Annotated in this window: 22 protein-coding genes; 6 read left to right on the top strand and 16 right to left on the bottom strand. The window is 60.6% G+C overall.

All coding sequences use genetic code 11. The features are described from left to right. Window positions 1–81 precede the first annotated feature (81 nt). The 4 genes from DSM14862_RS12360 (at window position 82) to DSM14862_RS12345 (ending at window position 3,036) form a co-directional block, all read left to right on the top strand. Window positions 82–759, top strand: a complete 678-nt coding sequence (locus DSM14862_RS12360; protein WP_007117588.1) for a cell division ATP-binding protein FtsE — start codon at window positions 82–84, stop codon at window positions 757–759. A gap of 11 nt (window positions 760–770) precedes the next feature. Beyond that, window positions 771–1,664, top strand: a complete 894-nt coding sequence (locus DSM14862_RS12355; RefSeq protein WP_007117587.1) for a cell division protein FtsX — start codon at window positions 771–773, stop codon at window positions 1,662–1,664. After that, the gene (locus DSM14862_RS12350) at window positions 1,661–2,407 is read left to right on the top strand and encodes a lysophospholipid acyltransferase family protein (protein WP_007117586.1); all 747 of its coding nucleotides are present in this window, start codon (window positions 1,661–1,663) and stop codon (window positions 2,405–2,407) included. Before DSM14862_RS12355 ends, DSM14862_RS12350 begins: the two co-directional genes overlap by 4 nt. Window positions 2,408–2,712: 305 nt before the next feature. After that, window positions 2,713–3,036: an RcnB family protein gene (locus tag DSM14862_RS12345; protein WP_007117585.1), complete on the top strand. Its 324-nt coding sequence runs from the start codon at window positions 2,713–2,715 to the stop codon at window positions 3,034–3,036. A gap of 65 nt (window positions 3,037–3,101) precedes the next feature. On the opposite strand, the gene lpdA is transcribed toward DSM14862_RS12345, so the two are convergent. The 16 genes from lpdA to DSM14862_RS12265 all read right to left on the bottom strand — a co-directional run bounded on the left by lpdA (window position 3,102) and on the right by DSM14862_RS12265 (window position 17,505). Then, window positions 3,102–4,490, bottom strand: coding sequence for a dihydrolipoyl dehydrogenase (gene lpdA, locus DSM14862_RS12340; protein ID WP_007117584.1), 1,389 nt, complete (start codon window positions 4,488–4,490; stop codon window positions 3,102–3,104). Window positions 4,491–4,584: 94 nt separating this feature from the next. After that, complete coding sequence (locus DSM14862_RS12335; RefSeq protein WP_007117583.1) at window positions 4,585–4,980, bottom strand: MAPEG family protein; 396 nt, start codon at window positions 4,978–4,980, stop codon at window positions 4,585–4,587. Beyond that, a complete protein-coding gene (locus DSM14862_RS12330) occupies window positions 4,977–5,240 on the bottom strand; it encodes a hypothetical protein (protein WP_007117582.1) in 264 nt (87 codons plus the stop codon). Before DSM14862_RS12330 ends, DSM14862_RS12335 begins: the two co-directional genes overlap by 4 nt. A 12-nt stretch (window positions 5,241–5,252) precedes the next feature. Further along, a complete protein-coding gene (locus tag DSM14862_RS12325; protein WP_007117581.1) occupies window positions 5,253–5,636 on the bottom strand; it encodes an MAPEG family protein in 384 nt (127 codons plus the stop codon). A 21-nt stretch (window positions 5,637–5,657) separates the two neighbouring features. Next, window positions 5,658–6,194, bottom strand: coding sequence for a hypothetical protein (locus DSM14862_RS12320; protein ID WP_007117580.1), 537 nt, complete (start codon window positions 6,192–6,194; stop codon window positions 5,658–5,660). A 43-nt stretch (window positions 6,195–6,237) separates the two neighbouring features. Then, window positions 6,238–7,824, bottom strand: a complete 1,587-nt coding sequence (gene odhB, locus DSM14862_RS12315) for a 2-oxoglutarate dehydrogenase complex dihydrolipoyllysine-residue succinyltransferase (RefSeq protein WP_007117579.1) — start codon at window positions 7,822–7,824, stop codon at window positions 6,238–6,240. Between the two features lie 3 nt (window positions 7,825–7,827). After that, window positions 7,828–10,788, bottom strand: coding sequence for a 2-oxoglutarate dehydrogenase E1 component (locus tag DSM14862_RS12310; RefSeq protein ID WP_007117578.1), 2,961 nt, complete (start codon window positions 10,786–10,788; stop codon window positions 7,828–7,830). 89 nt (window positions 10,789–10,877) lie between these two features. Continuing rightward, the gene (gene sucD / locus DSM14862_RS12305) at window positions 10,878–11,765 is read right to left on the bottom strand and encodes a succinate--CoA ligase subunit alpha (RefSeq protein WP_007117577.1); all 888 of its coding nucleotides are present in this window, start codon (window positions 11,763–11,765) and stop codon (window positions 10,878–10,880) included. A 52-nt stretch (window positions 11,766–11,817) separates the two neighbouring features. Further along, a complete protein-coding gene (locus DSM14862_RS12300; RefSeq protein WP_007117576.1) occupies window positions 11,818–12,495 on the bottom strand; it encodes a hypothetical protein in 678 nt (225 codons plus the stop codon). After that, complete coding sequence (locus tag DSM14862_RS12295) at window positions 12,492–12,989, bottom strand: hypothetical protein (RefSeq protein ID WP_208855085.1); 498 nt, start codon at window positions 12,987–12,989, stop codon at window positions 12,492–12,494. Before DSM14862_RS12295 ends, DSM14862_RS12300 begins: the two co-directional genes overlap by 4 nt. Window positions 12,990–12,997: 8 nt before the next feature. After that, window positions 12,998–13,291 (bottom strand): hypothetical protein, encoded by a 294-nt coding sequence (locus tag DSM14862_RS12290; RefSeq protein ID WP_007117574.1) that lies wholly within the window; start codon window positions 13,289–13,291, stop codon window positions 12,998–13,000. A 127-nt stretch (window positions 13,292–13,418) separates the two neighbouring features. After that, window positions 13,419–14,612: an ADP-forming succinate--CoA ligase subunit beta gene (gene sucC / locus DSM14862_RS12285; RefSeq protein WP_007117573.1), complete on the bottom strand. Its 1,194-nt coding sequence runs from the start codon at window positions 14,610–14,612 to the stop codon at window positions 13,419–13,421. A gap of 224 nt (window positions 14,613–14,836) precedes the next feature. Beyond that, window positions 14,837–15,868, bottom strand: a complete 1,032-nt coding sequence (locus DSM14862_RS12280) for a MaoC family dehydratase (protein ID WP_007117571.1) — start codon at window positions 15,866–15,868, stop codon at window positions 14,837–14,839. Further along, window positions 15,868–16,071, bottom strand: coding sequence for a DUF1737 domain-containing protein (locus DSM14862_RS12275; protein WP_007117570.1), 204 nt, complete (start codon window positions 16,069–16,071; stop codon window positions 15,868–15,870). The genes DSM14862_RS12280 and DSM14862_RS12275 overlap by 1 nt, the downstream gene beginning before the upstream one ends. A 13-nt stretch (window positions 16,072–16,084) precedes the next feature. Next, window positions 16,085–16,642 (bottom strand): NnrU family protein, encoded by a 558-nt coding sequence (locus tag DSM14862_RS12270; protein ID WP_007117569.1) that lies wholly within the window; start codon window positions 16,640–16,642, stop codon window positions 16,085–16,087. After that, a complete protein-coding gene (locus DSM14862_RS12265) occupies window positions 16,639–17,505 on the bottom strand; it encodes an HpcH/HpaI aldolase/citrate lyase family protein (protein WP_007117568.1) in 867 nt (288 codons plus the stop codon). Before DSM14862_RS12265 ends, DSM14862_RS12270 begins: the two co-directional genes overlap by 4 nt. Before the next feature lie 304 nt (window positions 17,506–17,809). Between DSM14862_RS12265 and DSM14862_RS12260 the strand changes: the two genes are divergently transcribed. Both DSM14862_RS12260 and DSM14862_RS12255 read left to right on the top strand, forming a co-directional pair. Beyond that, complete coding sequence (locus tag DSM14862_RS12260) at window positions 17,810–18,136, top strand: hypothetical protein (protein ID WP_007117567.1); 327 nt, start codon at window positions 17,810–17,812, stop codon at window positions 18,134–18,136. Window positions 18,137–18,322: 186 nt separating this feature from the next. Then, a complete protein-coding gene (locus tag DSM14862_RS12255) occupies window positions 18,323–19,411 on the top strand; it encodes a PRC-barrel domain-containing protein (protein WP_007117566.1) in 1,089 nt (362 codons plus the stop codon). Window positions 19,412–19,509: the final 98 nt, after the last annotated feature.

Raw genomic sequence — 19,509 nt, 5'->3', positions numbered from 1 at the left:
GGACAGGGTGCTAGGGTTCTGGGTGATTGAATCCTTTCCGGTGCTGAGGCACAACAGGTCGAAGTGTTTTAAGGTGGATGCGTGATAGAGCTCGAAAATGTGGCCTACAGCTATGGCGGGGGCGAACTGCTGTCCGACATCACGCTGAAACTTGCCCCCGGATCGTTTCATTTCCTCACCGGCCCATCGGGCACGGGCAAGACCACATTGATGAAGCTCTGCTACGGCGCTCTGCTGCCCACGGCGGGGCACCTGCGGATGTTCGGGGCCGATGTGCGCGGGCTGGGGCGGGATGACATTGCGCTCATGCGCCGCCGCGTTGGTGTGGTGCATCAGGATGTAAAATTCCTCGACCATCTGCCGTTAACCGAGAATATCGCGCTGCCACTGAACGTCTCAGGCCGACAGGCCGAGGCCGGCGGCACGGATTTGGAAGAGTTGATGTCTTGGGTCGGGCTGACCCACCGCGCCGATGCCCTGCCGCCCGAGCTTTCTGGCGGGGAACGGCAGCGTGCGGCCTTGGCGCGCGCAGTGATTATGTCGCCAGACGTGATTTTGGCGGATGAACCGACCGGCAACATTGATTGGGAGATGTCCCAACGTCTGCTGCGCCTGCTGATCGAGTTGAACCGGATGGGCAAGACCGTGTTGATCGCCACCCATGACCTGAGCTTGATCCGTGCCACCAAGGCGCATGTGCAAGCGCGCGTGCTGCGCATCGCCAATCGGCGCATTCAATTGGCGGGGGCGGATTTGTGAAGCGGTTCGACATGGGCGCCCTGCGCGCGATTTTCAAAGGCGACAGGCAAGCGGACCGTGTGGTGCCGCCCTCGGGGTTCACCGCGCAGCTGACCCTGTTTGCTGCGGGCGCCATGGCGTTTTTGGCAGTCTTTGCTTTGGCATTGTCGCTCGCCTCGGGCCGATTGGCGCAGGTTTGGGGGCAGGAGCTGGCGCAGTCGGCCACAGTGCGTATCGTGGCCCCGCTGGATCAACGCGCGGCACAGACTGAGGCGGCGTTGAAACTTTTGCAGACGACCAAAGGCGTCGCTTCGGCCCGCGCATTGACGGATGCAGAGCAGGAAGAACTGCTCGCCCCGTGGTTTGGCCCCGAATTGGCGATGGAAAACCTGCCGGTGCCGCGTTTGATCGAAGTGGTTGAGGAAGGCGAGGGGCTGGACCCGGTTGGCCTGCGCCTGCGTCTGTCCGCTGAAGTGCCGGGAGCCGTGCTCGACGATCACAGCCGCTGGCGCGCGCCGCTGGTGGCGGCTGCAAGTCGGTTGCGGCTGTTGGGGTGGATCTCGACCCTGCTGATCGGGGCGGCGGTGGCGGCGATGGTCACCTTGGCTGCACAGGCCGCGCTGGCGGCAAATGCGCAGGTGATCGCGGTGCTGCGCCTGGTGGGGGCGACTGATGACTATATCGCTCGCGCCTTCATTCGCCGTTTCACCCTGCGCGCGCTTTTGGGTGCGGCGGCGGGCACGGTTCTGGGCATGGTGGCGGTCATCCTGTTGCCCGACGCAGGCGAGGCGGGCGGTTTCCTGACCGGTTTGGGCTTTCGCGGCTGGCATTGGGTGGTGCCGCTTCTGGTGCCGCTGCTGGTTGGCGCAGTGGCCTTTGCCGCGACCGGAGCTGCCGCGCGGCGCACATTGAGGGAACTGACATGAAGCTGCTGCAGTGGATCCGCTCGATCCTCTATATCGTGCAAGTTACCGTGGCCATGCCGGTGATCGGGTTGGCCTTCGCACCATGGGCGATGTTCTCTAAACGTGGGGCGTATCGGGCCTGCAAGGCCTATGCCGCTTGGGCCATGTGGTCGGCGCGCTGGCTGATCGGGTTGCGCTGCGAAGTGCGTGGCACGGTGCCTGATGGCGAGGTTCTGGTGGCGGCCAAACACCAATCGTTTCTGGACATCCTGATGATCTTTCATGCCTTGCCGCGAGCGAAGTTCATCATGAAACGCGAAGTGCTTTGGACCCCGGTGATCGGGCAATATGCCAAACGGATGGGTATGATTGCCGTGAACCGCGGCAAGCGCGGGCAGGCGATTACCCAGATGATGGCTGACGTTAACGCCGGTCGGGTCGAGCCGGGGCAATTGGTAATCTATTCCCAAGGTACGCGCGTCGCACCGGGGATCAGTGCGCCCTACAAGGTCGGTACAGCGGTGCTGTATGACCAAATGGGGCAGGTCTGCGTGCCGGTGGCGACCAACGCGGGCCACTTTTGGCCGCGCCGGGGGCTGTACCGCAAGCCGGGTTTGGCGGTCGTCGAGTTTCTTGAACCGATTGAGCCGGGGCTGGACAAGCGTGCTTTCATGGCGCGCTTGGAGGACGAGGTAGAGAGCCGTTCAAATGCGTTGCTGCATGAAGCTGGGTGGCGGCCCGCTGAAGGGCTTAGCCGTTCTTAAAGGGTGAATTGGAAGCGCTCGAGAAGAGCAGCATTCAAAAGAATTATGGCATTACTTTTCAGCGGGCTATCCCGGCTGAGACCGCCAAGAAAGCCTAAGACCTGCTGTTTGGGGGCGATGTACTGGTCGCCCTCAAACGTTCAATCTCTCTGAAACCATAGTTGGTCTGTATGATCCCCCGGTGATCGCGGCGTGTGTTGCGCTCGGGCGCAACGCCGACCGCAATGGCGAGGTTGTCAAAGTTTTAGCGACGGAAATCCACACCCAAACCGTTCAAATTGGACTGAACCAAAGGGATGGACCCAATGCAAACTCTCGTGAAACGATGCGCAACTGTTCTTGTCTTGGCTACCGCAGTAGTGACTGTGGCGCCGGTCACAGCGATGGCCGGCAAAGCGGTCGAAAGACATGCGGAACGCAATCACCACGCCAAAGTAAAGGTTAAGAAGCAGCATCACCACCACAAAGCCGTCGGGCACCGCTTTCGCAAACAAGAGGTGGTTGTCGTGAAAAACTGGCGCGCCCGCGGCCTTCCGCAGCCCGGACGTAACGAAGTATACGTTGTGAATGATAACAGCATTTACTTGGCCGCGGCGACCACGCTGTTGGTCAAGGCGCTGATTAACTGAGCCCGCGCTGAAGAGCCCATAGCTTATACAGAAAAGGGGCGGACCATTGGCCCGCCCCGCATCGCTTACATGTGGATCGCCCCATCGCCGCAGGCCAGCGCGGCTTCGCGCACGGCTTCGGAATAGGTCGGGTGCGCGTGGCAGGTCATCGCCAAGTCCTGCGCCGAGGCGCCGAACTCCATCGCCACGCAGACCTCATGGATCAGGTCACCTGCGCCGGGGCCGATGATGTGGCAGCCGAGGATGCGGTCAGTTTCCTTGTCGGCGATCAGCTTGACGAAACCGTCTCCGGCAAAGACCGCCTTGGCCCGTGCGTTGCCCATGAAGGAGAACTTGCCGACCTTGTACTCCCGGCCCGCATCCTTGAGGGTTGCCTCGGTTTCGCCGACGCTTGCGACCTCGGGGTAGGTGTAGATCACGCCGGGGATGACGCCGTAGTTCACATGGCCGTGTTTGCCGGCGATGACCTCTGCGGCGGCCATACCCTCGTCTTCGGCTTTGTGCGCCAGCATCGGGCCTTCGATCACGTCACCGATGGCATAGACGCCCTTAACGGACGTTTCCCAATGCTCGTTCACGGCGATCTGACCGCGCTCGGTCATTTTGACGCCGAGATCATCCAGCCCCATGCCTTTGATGACCGGCTTGCGGCCTGTGGCGACCAACACGGTGTCGGCTTCGATCTGGTGCTCGCTGTCGTCTTTGCGCAATTTGTAGCTGACCGTGGCCTTGCCCTTGGCCACTTCGGTCTTCTGCACGGCGGCGCCCATGACGAAGTTCAGCCCCTGCTTTTTCAGCATCCGCTGGAAGGTTTTCTGCACCTCAGGGTCCATGCCCGGCGTGATCGCGTCGAGGTATTCAACCACGGTGATCTCGGTCCCCAGACGCGCGTAGACGCTGCCCAGTTCCAGCCCAATGACGCCCGCGCCGATCACGACCATCTTTTTGGGGATCTTGCCCAGTTCCAGCGCGCCGGTGGAGGTGACGACGACCTTTTCGTCGACTTCGACACCGGGCAGGCCTGCGGGCTCCGAGCCGGAGGCGATGATGATATTCTTGGCCTCATGGACCTCGTCGCCGACCTTGACCTTGCCGGCCTCTGGTACTGATCCCCAGCCCTTGAGCCAGTCGATCTTGTTCTTTTTGAACAGGAATTCGATGCCTTTGGTATTGGTCTCGATGGTCTTGTCTTTGTAGGTCAGCATCTGCTTCCAGTCGACGGAAGGCGCGTCGCCCTTCAGACCCATCTCACCAAAGTTATGCTCGGCCTCGTGCAGCATATGCGTGGCGTGCAACAGCGCTTTGGACGGGATGCAACCGACGTTGAGGCAGGTGCCGCCGAGGGTCTCACGGCCCTCCACACAGGCGGTTTTCAGGCCCAGTTGCGCGCAACGGATGGCGGCAACATAGCCGCCGGGGCCGGAGCCGATCACGATGACATCATAGCTCGACATGGGGGGTCTCCTTAGCAGTCGGGTGTTGCAGGCAAGGTAGGGGGCGCGGGTTTCAGGTGCAAGCGCCGCTGCCTGCGGGTGTTGGGGGGAAGGGTTAAACGAGAGCCGCCAGCAGCATCAGCATGGTCGCGGCAAAGCCGATTACCCAGATGAGTGAGCGGTGTGGGCGCAGGCCCATGGCATAGGCGGGGGCGTAAAGCACGCGGGCGATGAGATAGACCCACGCGCAGGCCGCGGTGAAAGCGGTGTTCTGGGCTGACATCTGCACCACGCCCACGGCGATGCCGAAAAGGATCAGCCCTTCGAAGTGGTTATCAAGCGCGCGGCCCAGTCGGGCAGTGCGGTCCGACAGTGCGCGCGACGGATCACGGTCGCGGGCAGACATGGTATAACCGGGGCCAAGCTCACGGTTGGCGGGCACGGCGTAGACCACGAATTGCACTCCTTGCAGCAGGGCTGCAAGGGTCAGGACGGTCAGTTCGGTGGTCATGCGGATTTCACAAAGACGGCTGTCGCGTTGGTCACGGTGCCGTTGTCATCGCTGCTGAGGGCGTCGGAGCGGGTGATCCATTCCTCGGCTCTTTTGCGATCGTTGACATTAAGCAGGACAGTTGCTTTGGCGCTGCTATCGGCGTGTTTCCAGATTTGCAGTACCGACAGCCCGGCAGTGCGGCGCGCTTCGGCGTCAGCGTCGAAGGCGCTTTTCCAAGCGGCGAAGTCGGTAACGTCGAAGTGGCAGATCATCTGCATTTGAATGCCCTTTCAGAGCGCGTGGAAATAAAGGACCGCGGTGGCGGCGTAGCCTGCGAGCCATGCCAGCGTGCGGATTGTCGGCACGCCGAGTGCGTAGACGATCACATAGATGATCCGCGCCAGCAGGAAGACTTGGGCGGCCAGCAGCGTGGCGTTGTTGTTGCGGCCCAGCATCTCGACCAGCAACACGGCAGGCGCGAAAAGCGCCATGGCCACGACGGAGTTATCAACTGCGCGGCCCAGACGGGCGGTCATACCGGTAGTGGTGCGGGTCTCATCGCGAGAGGACATGAGATAGCCCATCGACAACTGCCGGGTCGCGCCCAGCACTTGCAGCAGGATCGTCAGCATGACCAGAAGGCCATAGGCGGCGAGGAGGGTTGTTTCGGTCAAGTTAATGCTCCCGGTTTCGGTTCAGGCATCGTCAGGTGCTGAGATAAATGTCGGAATACCATCCGGCAACTTTTCTCGATATATAGCAACTTCCATCGGCCGCGGCCAAAGGTGCTTGTCGAGCATAAGCATGGCAACTGAAAAGCAAGTTCTCGCGTCGCTTGGCTTATTCTCCACGTTGAAATCGGACAGGAGCGAAATACTAAGCTCCTTAACTGGGCTGTCGTCGAAGGTAGCCTGAAATGTGTGCGCAAATTCATTTCTAATTTTCGCTGCGACGCGGAGCATTCGTCCAGTATTTCGATGAATGATCTTAAGGCAAATGCACATATTTATCCGGGCGACCATGGTACCAAGTGGTCCGGATGGCTTTAAGAGTTCACGCGCTTCAGGTGATCGATCCATATATTCGAATAGGCAATCTTCAAGCTTACCTTCCAAATACGCCATGCAAACTAGCGCCAGTCCACGATCGCTCTCTTGCTCTGTGGACTTCCAGAAATTTTCCTTCTCAGAGTAGAGTGTGTCGATATAGGTATTGAGGTCAGCCTCCGTCATTTCGGAGAATAGCACATTGGAAGGCTGACCTCGTTTCATCCTATCACAGATCCATCAACAGACGGCGCGGATCTTCGAGCATCTCTTTGACGCGGACGAGGAAGGTGACCGCGCCTTTGCCGTCAATGATCCGGTGGTCATAGCTGAGCGAGATATACATCATCGGACGGATCACGACTTCGCCGTTGATCGCCATCGGGCGGTCCTGAATTTTCGCCATGCCGAGGATGCCGGACTGTGGCGGGTTCAGGATCGGCGCGGTCATCAGCGAGCCGTAGACGCCGCCGTTCGAGATGGTGAAAGTGCCGCCGGTCATGTCGGCCATGGTCAGCTTGCCGTCACGGGCTTTCTTGCCCATGGCGTTCACGGCCTTTTCGATCTCGGCGAATGACATCGCGTCGGCGTCTTTGATCACCGGCACCACAAGGCCCGTGGGCGTGCCCGCGGCGACGCCCATGTGGACGTAGTTCTTGTAGATGATGTCGGTGCCGTCGATCTCGGCGTTGACCTCGGGGATTTCCTTCAGTGCGTGGCAGCAAGCCTTGGTGAAGAACGACATAAAGCCCATGCGGACGCCGTGTTTCTTTTCGAAATCAGCCTTGTAGGTGTTCCGCAGCTCCATGACCTCGGTCATGTCGACCTCGTTGAAGGTGGTCAGGATCGCGGCGGTGTTTTGGGCTTCCTTGAGACGACGCGCCATGGTTTGCTTGAGGCGGGTCATCTTGACCCGCTCTTCGCGCGACGCGTCATCGGGAGCAGACGCCGCGCGCGGTGCAGCGGGCTTGGCGTCGGCTTTCGGCGCGGCGGAGGTGCCAGCGGCGATGGCTTTGGCCACGTCTTCTTTCATCACCCGGCCATCGCGGCCTGAGCCTGTGACCTGATCACGGCTGATGCCGGCCTCGGCCATGGCTTTCTTGGCCGAGGGCGCGTCTTCGACGTCTTTCCCATCGGCAGATTTGGTTTCAGGCGCGGCCCCAGCACCGGATTTCGCGTCTTCGCCCTTGGGAGCGGCAGCGCCTGCACCGGAGGTCAGGACGGCCAGAGTGGCGGAGGCTTCAACGGTGCTGCCTTCGTCGGCGAGGATTTCGGCCAACACGCCAGCGGCGGGCGCGGGCACTTCGACGCTGACTTTGTCGGTTTCCAGCTCGCAGAGCATTTCATCGGCTTCGACTTTGTCGCCGACCTTCTTGAACCAAGTGCTGACGGTCGCTTCGGTGACCGACTCACCCAGTGTGGGCACTTTGACCTCGATGGTTTCACCTTCGCGCGCGGCCACATCCGCCGAGCCTGCGTCGATCGCCTTGGGCGCATCGCCGCCACGGTCGGACTGGGAGGCGGCTGCGTCGTCTTTTGCGGCTTCTTTGGCTTTCGGCGCGGCGGCAGAGCCAGAATCGCCTTCGCTGACATTGGCCAGCAGGGCATCAACGCCGACGGTTTCGCCTTCTTGCGCGACGATCTCGCTCAGGGTGCCAGCGACGGGGCTGGGCACTTCGACGGTGACTTTGTCGGTTTCCAACTCACAGAGCATTTCATCCACCGCGACGGTATCGCCGGGCTTCTTGAACCATGTGGCAACGGTGGCTTCGGTGACGGATTCGCCCAGCGTGGGTACGCGTACTTCGCTTGTCATGGTTTAGTTTCCTTTGATGGTCAGCGCCTCGTCGACGAGGGCGGCTTGTTGTGCTTTGTGCTGGCTGGCCAGACCCGTGGCGGGCGAGGCGGCGGTGGCGCGGCCCACATAGGAGGCGCGGCCATGTTTGGCGTCGATGCGGCCCAGAACCCATTCGATATTTGGCTCGATGAAGGACCACGCACCTTGGTTTTTGGGCTCTTCTTGGCACCAGATCATCTCGGCCCCTTTGAAGCGTTCCAGTTCCTTGACCGCCGATTGCGCGGGGAAGGGATAGAACTGCTCGAACCGCAGGAGATAGACGTCGTTGATGCCGCGCGCGTCGCGTTCTTCCAGCAGGTCGTAATAGACCTTGCCCGAACACATCACCACGCGCTTGATCTTGTCATCCGCGACCAGCTTGGTGTCGGAATGGCCCTTTTGGGCGTCATCCCACAGAACTCGGTGGAAGCTCGACCCGGTGGTGAAATCATCCGCGTTGGACACCGCAAGCTTGTGGCGCAGCAGTGACTTGGGCGTCATCAACATCAGCGGCTTGCGGTAGCTGCGGTGCAGCTGGCGGCGCAGGATGTGGAAGTAGTTGGCGGGCGTGGTGCAGTTCGCCACGATCCAGTTGTCGCCCCCACACATGGTGAGGAAACGCTCCAGACGGGCAGAAGAGTGCTCGGGCCCCTGACCCTCATAGCCATGCGGCATCAGGCAGACGAGGCCCGACATCCGCAGCCATTTGCTTTCACCGCTTGAGATGAACTGGTCAAACATGATCTGCGCGCCGTTGGCGAAGTCACCAAACTGAGCCTCCCAGAGCGTCAGCGCATTGGGCTCGGCCAGCGAGTAGCCATATTCAAAGCCCAGCACCGCATACTCGCTGAGCATCGAGTCGATGACCTCATACTCGGCCTGACCCTCGCGGATGTGGTTCAGCGGGTAGTAGCGGTCTTCGTTGTCTTGGTTGACGAATGCCGAATGCCGCTGGCTAAAGGTGCCGCGCGTGCTGTCTTGGCCAGACAGGCGGACCTTGTAGCCCTCGGTCAGCAGGGAGCCGAAGGCCATTGCCTCAGCAGTGGCCCAGTCAAAACCTTCACCGCTTTCGAACATCGCCTTTTTCGCTTCGAGCAGACGACCGATGGTCTTGTGCAGCGGGAATTTGTCGGGCGCGGTGGTGAGCGCCTTGCCGACTTCCTGCAGGGTTTCGGGTGCGATGGCCGTCTTGCCGCGCTGGTAGGACTTTTTCTTTTTGTCCATGTGTGACCACTTGCCGTCCAGCCAATCGGCCTTGTTCGGACGGTAGTCTTTGCCCGCTTCAAATTCCGCGCCCAGATGGTTCTGGAAGGCGGTCTTCATGTCCTCAATCTCCCCTTCGGGGATCAGACCATCGGCGACCAGACGCTGGGTATAAAGGCTCAGCGTGGTTTTCTGTTTCTTGACGCTCTTGTACATCACCGGGTTGGTAAACATCGGCTCGTCGCCTTCGTTGTGACCAAAGCGGCGGTAGCAGAAGAGGTCGATGACCACGTCTTTGTGGAACTTCTGACGGAATTCGGTGGCCACGCGGGCGGCGTGCACGACCGCTTCGGGGTCGTCGCCGTTGACGTGGAAGATCGGCGCCTCAACCACCAGCGCGTTGTCGGTGGGATAGGGCGAGGAGCGCGAGAAATGCGGCGCGGTGGTGAAGCCGATTTGGTTGTTCACCACGATATGCATGGTGCCGCCGGTTTTGTGGCCCTTGAGGCCCGAAAGCGCGAAACACTCCGCCACGACGCCCTGGCCCGCAAAGGCCGCATCGCCGTGCAGCAGGATTGGCATCACCGCCGTACGGTCCTTGTCGTTCAGCTGGTCCTGCTTGGCGCGGACCTTGCCCAACACGACGGGGTTCACCGCCTCCAAGTGCGAGGGGTTGGCGGTCAGCGACAGGTGAACCGAATTGCCATCAAACTCACGGTCTGAGGACGCGCCGAGGTGGTATTTCACATCGCCCGAACCGTCCACATCGTCAGGTTTAAAGCTGCCGCCTTGGAATTCGTTAAAGATCGCGCGGTAGGGTTTCTGCATCACATTGGCGAGGACCGACAAACGGCCCCGGTGGGGCATGCCGATGACGATGTCTTTGACACCCAACTGGCCGCCGCGCTTGATGATTTGCTCCATCGCCGGGACAAGGCTTTCGCCGCCATCAAGGCCAAAGCGCTTGGTGCCCATGTATTTGACGTGGAGAAACTTCTCAAAGCCCTCGGCCTCGACAAGTTTGCTCAGGATCGCCTTGCGGCCTTCCTTAGTGAACTGAATTTCTTTGCCGTAGCCTTCGATCCGCTCTTTCAACCAGCCGGCCTGCTCGGGGTCGGAGATATGCATGTATTGCAGCGCGAAGGTGCCGCAGTAGGTTGAGCGCACGATGTCGACGATCTGCTTCATTGTCGCCACTTCAAGGCCCAGCACCTGATCGATAAAGATCGGGCGGTCCATGTCAGCGTCAGTGAAACCGTAAGACTTCGGGTCAAGCTCGGGCTGGTTGCCGGTCTCGCGCATGCCAAGCGGATCAAGGTCGGCAGCCAAATGGCCCCGGATGCGGTAGGCGCGGATCAGCATGAGCGCGCGGATGCTGTCGAGCACGGCTTGCTTGACCTGTGCGTCGGAAACCTCAACCCCCTTCTCGGCGGCTTTGGCTTTAATCTTGTCGCCAGCGGCTTGTGCTTCGGCAGGTTCGGGCCAGACGCCCGTCAACGCGCCCATCACTTCGCCCGCAGGTGCAGGCGGCCAATCGCGGCGCGCCCAAGACGGGCCAGCGGCCTCGGCCTGCGCGGTTTCGGCGTCGTCGCCCATCGCCGCGAAAAATTCCTGCCAAGCGCCATCGACCGCGTTGGGATCGTTGGCATAGCGGGCGTACATCGCCTCAAGATACTCTGCGTTTTCGCCTTCCATGAAGGAGGAGGCGCGGAATTGTTCGTTGGCGGGTTGGTCGGTCATGAGAGTACCTCGTGTGGGTTGGGACCGTAGGCATAGGGGTCGTGGGGTCTTGCGGCACCGGAAGGGGGGCCGCAAGACCGGAGGGGGGGTTAGCCCTTATCGATCGCTTCTTTGACCGCTTCGCCCAGTGTCGCGGGGCTGTCAGCCACAACGATACCGGCTTCTTTCATCGCTTCGATCTTACTTTCCGCGTCGCCTTTGCCACCGGCGACAATCGCGCCTGCGTGGCCCATGCGGCGGCCGGGAGGGGCCGTGCGGCCCGCGATGAAACCAGCGGTCGGCTTCCAGCGGCCTTTTTTCTTTTCGTCGGCAAGGAACTGTGCTGCTTCCTCTTCGGCGGAGCCGCCGATTTCGCCGATCATGATGATCGACTGTGTCTCGGGGTCAGCAAGGAACATTTCCAGCACGTCGATATGCTCGGTCCCTTTGATGGGGTCGCCACCGATGCCAACGGCAGAGGACTGGCCAAGGCCCATGTCGGTGGTCTGCTTGACCGCCTCATAGGTCAGCGTGCCCGAGCGCGACACAACACCGACCGAGCCGCGACGGTGGATGTGGCCGGGCATGATGCCGATTTTGCAGGCGTCAGGCGTGATGACACCGGGGCAGTTCGGGCCGATCAGGCGCGATTTGGAGCCTTGGAGCGCGCGGGCAACGCGGGCCATGTCCAGAACCGGGATGCCTTCGGTGATGCAGACGATCAATTCCATCTCGGCGTCGATCGCCTCAAGGATCGAATCCGCTGCGAAGGGGGGCGGGACGTAGATCACGGAGGCGTTCGCCTCGGTCACGTGCTTGGCTTCGTGGACGGAGTTGAACACGGGCAGGTCGAGATGCGTCTGACCGCCTTTGCCGGGCGTGACGCCGCCAACCATCTTGGTGCCATAAGCAATGGCCTGTTCGGTGTGGAACGTCCCCTGCGAGCCGGTCAGACCCTGACAGATGACTTTGGTGTTTTCGTTGACTAGTACGGCCATGATTTCTTCCTTGGTCGGTGATATTTGATCCCGGGGGCGGGCCCCGGGGGCGTCAGGCGCGATGCGCCCGGTTGGTGGGATGCGCCGTGGCAGGCGGTGCGCCGGGCCACAGCAGGATGGCGGCGAGGAACATGACCGGGATGCCAAGCTCCCCGATCTCCTCGACGACGAAAGCGGTGCGTTCGGCATCGGCAGAAATCTCGATCCCCAAGGGGGCGAGTTTGCGGGCGATGCCGTCGAGTAGTTTGTAAAGGATGGTGAAGCCGATCCCGAGCAACACGGCCCCGGCCCATGCGCGCCCCTGAAATAGGGCGGCAAAGAAAGGCCGGACGTGGCGCCACAGCATCAGCAGGATTGCACAGATGATAATTACGAGGATCAGCGCTGCGATCAGTCGCTCGCCCAGTGGTACGTCGTCGCCGGTATATTGCCGGGCCTTAAACAGGCCGCGGGTGAACAGCGATTTGTCGAGGTCGAGCTCGCGTGCTGCCATAACGGCCAGCACCAGCGGCAGGTACCAGACCCGCAGAACCGCGCCGCGTAACGTCCAGATCAGCGCTGCGATGCAGAGCCCATAGCCCACAACGGAAAGGCTTTCGTAAAAGCCACCTTCCGCGAGCAAAGTTTCCTGAGTGGTGACGGGCAGTGTGTTCACGGTGAACATCTGCATGGCAAAGGCCAGCCCCAGTGTCAGCAAAAGGGTCCAGCCCTGGCGTTGAGAGGAGGTCATTGCGACACCTCCTTGGGCAGTCCAAGACCATCATAGAGCCGGTCAACGGCCATGAAAGTCTGCATGGCGGCATTAGCGCTGCGCGTGCCAACATGCACGACTGCCACGCGACCACGCAGCAATTCACGGCCCTCGATCAACGCGGTGCCGGGGGCGGCGCTATGGGTGTCGGGCAGGGGGATCGCATCGCCAAAGACGGGCGGGGTGGCCATTTGCGCACGCAGGGCGGTGATGGCCGCGGCGGTGTGGTCGCCGTCAAAAGCCACTTCGCAGCGCCGCTCTACGCCATGTGGGGCGTTGTCGGGGCGTGGCTCTAGGCTGTCGTCCCAGAAGGAGAGGGCGAAAGGTGCCTCATCGGCGGTCATATTAGCTCGGGCTTGCGCCTCGGTCTGGCCAGCCTTGAAGCACCAGTCATTAAAGTTCGAGATCGCCACCTCTTCCGGCCCGCCAAAAGCGGGGCCAGCCAGAAGGCCGGTCAGAAGGAGGGGTGGCATCAGCGACATCAGTAAAGACGCTCGTTATCGTCGGCGAGAAAATCGAGAGCGCGCAGGGCCAACAAACCGGCGCCCATCACCATCAGGCTCCGGCCAATGGAACCGGTGAGGTTGGACGGCAAGATCATCGCCAAGCCGTCACGCGATTTGCGCGCTGCGCGGGACAGACCCCGGTCGAGGCGTTTTTTGTTCTCAGGCTCGGGCAGCCGCAGGGCATCGGGTTGCCACTGACGGATCAAAAGCCCGGCCCCAAATAGCGCAATACCCGCGAGAACGGGGGAGGATTTGGGAGATTGATCCATGCTGACCTCGTTGCATTCTTAGGTTTGCGCGACATTGCTAGGCCGGAATGCCCCTGCCGCAGCGGGGCGGCAAAGACGGTGGTATCGGCCACCCCAAACGCTGGGCAGGGGTGGCCGACCAGGCAGTTTAGCCCTTAACCGCTTTCACGATTTTCTGAGCGCCGTCTTTCAGGTCATCAGCGGCGATAACATCAAGACCGGAGTTGTTGATGATCGCTTTGCCTTCTTCGACGTTGGTGCCTTCGAGGCGGACAACCAGCGGCACTTTCAGACCGACTTCTTTCACCGCAGCGACAACGCCTTCGGCGATGACGTCGCAGCGCATGATGCCGCCGAAGATGTTCACGAGGATGCCTTTGACGTTCTCATCAGATGTGATGATTTTGAAGGCTTCGGTGACTTTCTCTTTGGTCGCACCACCGCCCACGTCAAGGAAGTTGGCAGGCTCGGCACCGTAGAGCTTGATGATGTCCATCGTCGCCATGGCGAGGCCCGCGCCGTTGACCATACAGCCAATCTCGCCATCGAGTGCGATGTAGTTCAGGTCGTATTTGGAGGCTTCGAGTTCTTTGCTGTCTTCTTCGGTCTCGTCACGCAGGTTGGCGACGTCGGGCTGACGGTACATCGCGTTGCCGTCGAAGCTGACCTTCGCGTCGAGCACTTTCAGGTCGTTGCCGGGCATGACGATCAGCGGGTTGATCTCAAGCATCTCCATGTCCTTCTCGATGAAGGCTTGGTAAAGCTGACCCATCAGCTTGACGCATTGTTTGACGGCTGTGCCTTCGAGGCCCAGCGAGAATGCAACGCGGCGGCCGTGGAAAGGCTGATAGCCGGTGGCCGGATCGACGGAGAAGCTGAGGATTTTCTCAGGTGTCGCGTCGGCGACTTCTTCGATGTCCATGCCGCCTTCGGTGGAGCAGACGAATGAGATGCGGCTGGTCTGACGGTCGACCAACAGCGCGAGGTACAACTCACGCTCAATGTCGGAGCCGTCTTCGATGTAGATGCGGTTAACCTGTTTGCCTGCGGGGCCGGTCTGGTGCGTGACCAGCGTCTTGCCCAGCATTTTTTTGGCTTCTTCTGCCGCTTCTTCCACGGATTTGGTCAGGCGCACGCCGCCTTTTTCGCCAGCGCCGGCTTCTTTAAAGCTGCCTTTGCCGCGCCCACCTGCGTGGATTTGCGCTTTGACCACCCAAAGCGGGCCGTCCATCTCGCCAGCGGCGGTCTTGGCGTCTTCGGCCTTAAGCACGACACGGCCGTCGGAGACAGGGGCGCCATAGCTGCGCAGGAGGGCTTTCGCCTGATATTCGTGGATGTTCATGAAAAACGGTCCCGTTTCTGTTCCAGTTGCCCCTTAGTATGGGGGTGACTCTCGTTCCTGTAAGGGTTTTTTCCGAGAAAGTTGGGTTTGACCAGCTAAAAATGGCATTTGTGATCACACGTCAAATGCGTGTGATCACAAATGCGCTCAGCCCGTCCGAATCGGCTGATTTTTGCTTGTAAAAGGGGGGATAGGCGGCCCGACCGTCTGGTCGGGCCAGCGTTTTAGCGCGGCATGAGCGCCCAGTAGTCGAGGTCAAGGAGAACCTCCGGGCGGTATTTGCCCGCCTCATCGCGCAACTCAAAAGGGGCGCCGCCTTTGGTGGCGACCAACCGTAGACGGATTGCCCCGACACCGGGGGCTGCTGTCTCGGCTTTGTCGAGCACTTCGGTCCATGCGCGGATCGTGTCGCCCGAGAGGCAAGGGTTCGCATGCGCGCCACCGTTAAGGCCCGCAATCATCTGCGCATTGGCCAGCCCGTTGAACGACAACGCCCGCGCCATTGAGATGACATGACCGCCGTAGATCAGGCGAGACCCGTCGGGCCTGGCAGAGGTGTCAAAGTGCACTTTCGCCGTGTTTTGCCACAGGCGCGTGGCGATCATGTGCTCGGCTTCTTCGACCGTCACGCCATCGACGTGGTCGATCTTTTCACCCACTTCGTAATCGCCCCAGCGGTGCGGCTCTCCGGCATGGGCGAAATCGTAGTGGGTGAAGTCCAGCCCCTCTGGCACCCTAAGCTGCTCGACAGTCAGGACGTCGGGCAGGTCAGGCACGGTTGTCTCGGGCGCTGCGGCATCCAGATTGCCTTTGCGCACCATCACCCAGCGGACGTATTCCAACACCTTCTCGTTGTGTTGGTTCAGCCCCGTGGTGCGGACCCAGACAACGCCGGTCTTGCCGTTGGAGTTCTGCTTGAGGCCAATGACCTCACTCTCTGCACGCAGCGTGTCGCCAGGCCAGACCGGCAGTAGCCAGCGGCCCTGCGCATAGCCAAGGTTGGCCACTGCATTAAGCGAAACATCCGGCACGGTTTTGCCAAAGACGATGTGAAAGGCGATCAGATCGTCGAGGGGGCTGGCCTTAAGCCCGCTAGATTGTGCAAAACTGTCCGCAGAATAGAGCGCGTGACGCGCGGGGTAGAGCGCATGATAGAGCGCGCGTTCGCCTTCTCCAACCGTGCGGGGCACGGCGTGGTGCAGCACCTCGCCCAGTTGGTAGTCCTCAAAAAAGCGGCCCCGGTTGGTTTTGCTCATCACTGCGCACCCAGTTTGGTGTCTGGCGAATAGGTGCCGGGGGCATCTTTGATCACGGCTTGGCCGCAGCGCATGACCCCGGCTTTGTGGTCCCATGTCTGGGTCGGGGTGCCGTAAAGCTCCCATCCCTTGTTCAGCGCGTCGGTGACCTTGTGACAAAAGGCGGATGTGTCCTCTTCGGAGAGGAAGCGGTAAACTTTCATGGCAGGCTCCGGGTTAATGGGGGAAGGGGATGACGCCCAGCCACATGTGGATGGCGGCGACAAGAGCGAACATGATCGCGGAGATGACGATCAGGCGGATATAGGTGGCGCGGCCCGCGCGAGGCGGAGGGGTCCAGTTTGGCTCGGCGCGGTTGATGAGGATGACTTCGCTCACGGCCCAGCCGAGCATGGTGCCAAAGAGCAGGATCGCGGCAAGGTCGCCGTTGACCAGCAGGTGGGCGGTGGCCCAGATCTTGACCGCCAGCAGTTGCGGGTGGCGGGTTTTATAGGCGGGCCATGCTTTGGCACCTTTGGCCGCACTTGAGCCGAAGACCCAGAAGGCCAGTAGCATCAGCAGGTTGTTGATATGGGTAAAGAAGCTGGGCGGGTTCCAGACCGGGATGAACTCGGCTGTGCGATAGCCCCAGATGATGAGGGCCAGTGCCACGACGAGCGCCGCCGTCACCGCGCCGCGGCCTGCGCTGCCCAGTTGGGCGCGTTGTGCGGGCATCAGGCGTTTGAAGAGGTGGGCGCCGATCCAAAGGATCAGGCCGAGGATGAGAATGGTCATGAGGAGGACTCCGGGGTCATGGCTGTGATTGCCTCCAGTTTTGCCAGTGTTTCGCGGGCGGTGGCAACATGGAGATTTTCGACAATCTTGCCATCAACGACCGCGACACCTTGGCCGGCGGCTTGCGCTTCTTCATAGGCGTCGATTTGGCGGCGGGCGAGGGTGGCTTCGTCTTCCGAGGGGGTGAAGGCGGCATTGGCGATATCAAGCTGCGCCGGGTGGATCAGTGTTTTGCCGTCAAAACCCATGTCGCGGCCTTGGTCGCATTCGGCGCGCAGCCCGTCTTCGTCCTTGAACGCATTATAAACGCCATCGATGATCGCCACGCCATGCGCCTTGGCGGCCAGCAGGCAGAGGCCGAGGCCGGTGACCAGCGGCAGGCGGTCGGGGCGGAAGCGGGTTTGCAGGTCTTTGGCCAGATCGTTTGTGCCCATGACCATCGCCTGCAGCTGGCGATGCCCGGCGATGGCGGCGGCGTTCAGCATCGCGCCCGGAGTTTCCATCATCGCCCAGAGGGGGATGTCGCCGACAATCTCGGTCAGAGCTTCAAGGTCGGGGGGGGAGCCGACCTTAGGCAGCAAAATCGCGTCGGGTTTCATCGCGGCGGCGGCGCGGGCGTCATCAGCGCCCCATTCTGTGTCCAGCCCATTGATGCGCACCACGCGCATCCGCGCACCGTAGCCGCCCGTTGCCAATGCCTCGGCCAGCGTATCGCGGGCGGCGGTCTTCTCATCAGGTGAAACCGCGTCTTCGAGATCAAAAATCACCGCGTCGCAGGCCAGACCGCGCGCCTTATCGAGGGCGCGCGGCTTGGAGCCGGGGATATAGAGGACGGAACGAAGCGGACGGGTGGTGGCGGTCATGTGAGGCTCCTTGGGCAGGGCGGCGCATTGGCCGCCTAACATTGTTGCGTGCAGAGGGGCATTTTTGTGCGAAAACTTCAAGGTCAAATATGCCGCGACGCAGCGAACCTAGGGGCGCGGCGGTTCCGGACGGCGGGTTAACCACTCCTTTAGTACTGAGGCGCAGTCTGCTCTACATCGCATCTGCCGATCCATCCCATCGCACAGATGCAGTCATTTCAACCAAGGCCGCCCGCGGGGTGATGCGGAAGACCGCGCATTGCCAGTCCTTAGGGCCACGCCTTTTGATGCGAAGGCAGAAGCTATGACACGTTTAATGAAGATCATTCATCTTGCGGCCCTTACCGCGGCGTCGGCTTTGGTGCTGGCCACCACAACCGAAGCGCAGACCCCTCGCAGCTGCGCTCCGCGCGATCATGTGGTGCTGCGGTTGGCCGATGGATATGGCGAAACGCGGCAATCCATGGGGCTGGGCGAGGACAACGCAGTGATTGAGGTTTTTGCTTCTGATCAGACAGGAAGCTGGACGATCACCGTGACTGGCACCAACGGAGTTACCTGTCTTGTGGCGTCAGGGCAGGGGTTCGAAGAATTGGCCGAAGGGCTACCCGCGAAGGGCAAGGACGCCTAACGCGAGCCCTGACTTTGGAATACACGAGTTCTGCGGAATGCACAGGGCGGCCATGGGCCGCCCTTCCTATGTCCGGGTGTCTGTGTGCCGCGTCATTTATTTGTTCAGCCGTGGAACTGGATGAGGCCATTCGGGTTGTGGTTGCAGAAGAGCGAACAACACTCGCTCATTGGAAGGAGTATTACAATGAAACGTTTTCTGAGCACCACGGCCATCGTACTGACCATGACCGGCGCGGCCTTTGCTGACGCACATTCCGAAGGCTTCGGCAACGTCGCCATTGAGCAGACAGACTTCCTCGCCTCCGACCTGATCGGCATGCGTATTTACAACGCGGAAGCCGAAGTTGAAGCCGACGCAACCCTCGCAGCGGACGCTGAAAAAGAGTGGGATGACATCGGTGAAATCAATGACATCATTGTAACCCAAGACGGTGACGTGACTGCCGTGATCCTCGGCATTGGCGGCTTCCTTGGTATGGGCGAGCGTGACGTGTCCATCTCCATGGACAAGATCAAAATCCTGACCGACGAAGACGGCGATCGTTTCCTCGTCGTAAACACCTCGAAAGAGATGCTTGAGCAGGCGCCTGAATTCGAACGTCCCATGATGGACGGCAAGGCGATGAACAACGAAGCTATGACTAAGACCGACGATAACGTCACAGTCGTAACTAAAAACGCCGAAACCGAAACCGAGGAAATGGCCAACGAAGTAGAAGCCGAGACCGAGGAATTGGCACAAGACGCCGAGAACGCGGCTGAGAACGTCGAAGCCGAGACCGAAGAGATGGCCAACGAAGTAGAAGCCGAATCTAAGGAAATGGCAACAGAAGCCGAAACCATGATGGAGAATGCCGAAGCTGAGACAGAAGAAGCTGTCAACGAAGCGGAAGCCAACACCACCGTGATCACCGGCGACGAAACTGTTGAGCGTGAACTGCTGCCGCGCCCCGAAGTTGAGCGTGAAGGCTATGCCGCTGCCGAAGTTGGCATGATCGAACAGATGTCTGCCGATGATCTGGAAGGTTCCTATGTATATGGTGCCAACGACGAAACAGTCGGTGAAATCGACACGCTGCTGATCGGCGACAACGGCAAAATCGACCGTGTTGTCATCAACGTTGGTGGTTTCCTTGGTCTCGGCGAAAAGCCAGTTGCCGTAACATTTGACGAACTGCAGGTTCTGAAAAACGTCGAAGGTGATGATGTACGTATCTACATCGACAGCACCGAAGAGCGTCTGGAATCGCAGCCAGAGTACCAGGGCGACTAATATCTACCCCTGAGTTTCAGCAATTGGCCGCCCTTCGGGGCGGCCTTTTTCGTGGCAAGAGCAGGGTTTAGCCGCTGTGCAATGCTGCAACTTGCACG

This window comes from Sulfitobacter indolifex (assembly GCF_022788655.1).
Lineage (GTDB): Bacteria > Pseudomonadota > Alphaproteobacteria > Rhodobacterales > Rhodobacteraceae > Sulfitobacter > Sulfitobacter indolifex.
The sequence above is the reverse complement of the archived record's forward strand: the minus strand, read 5'-3'. Positions and strand labels throughout refer to the sequence as shown.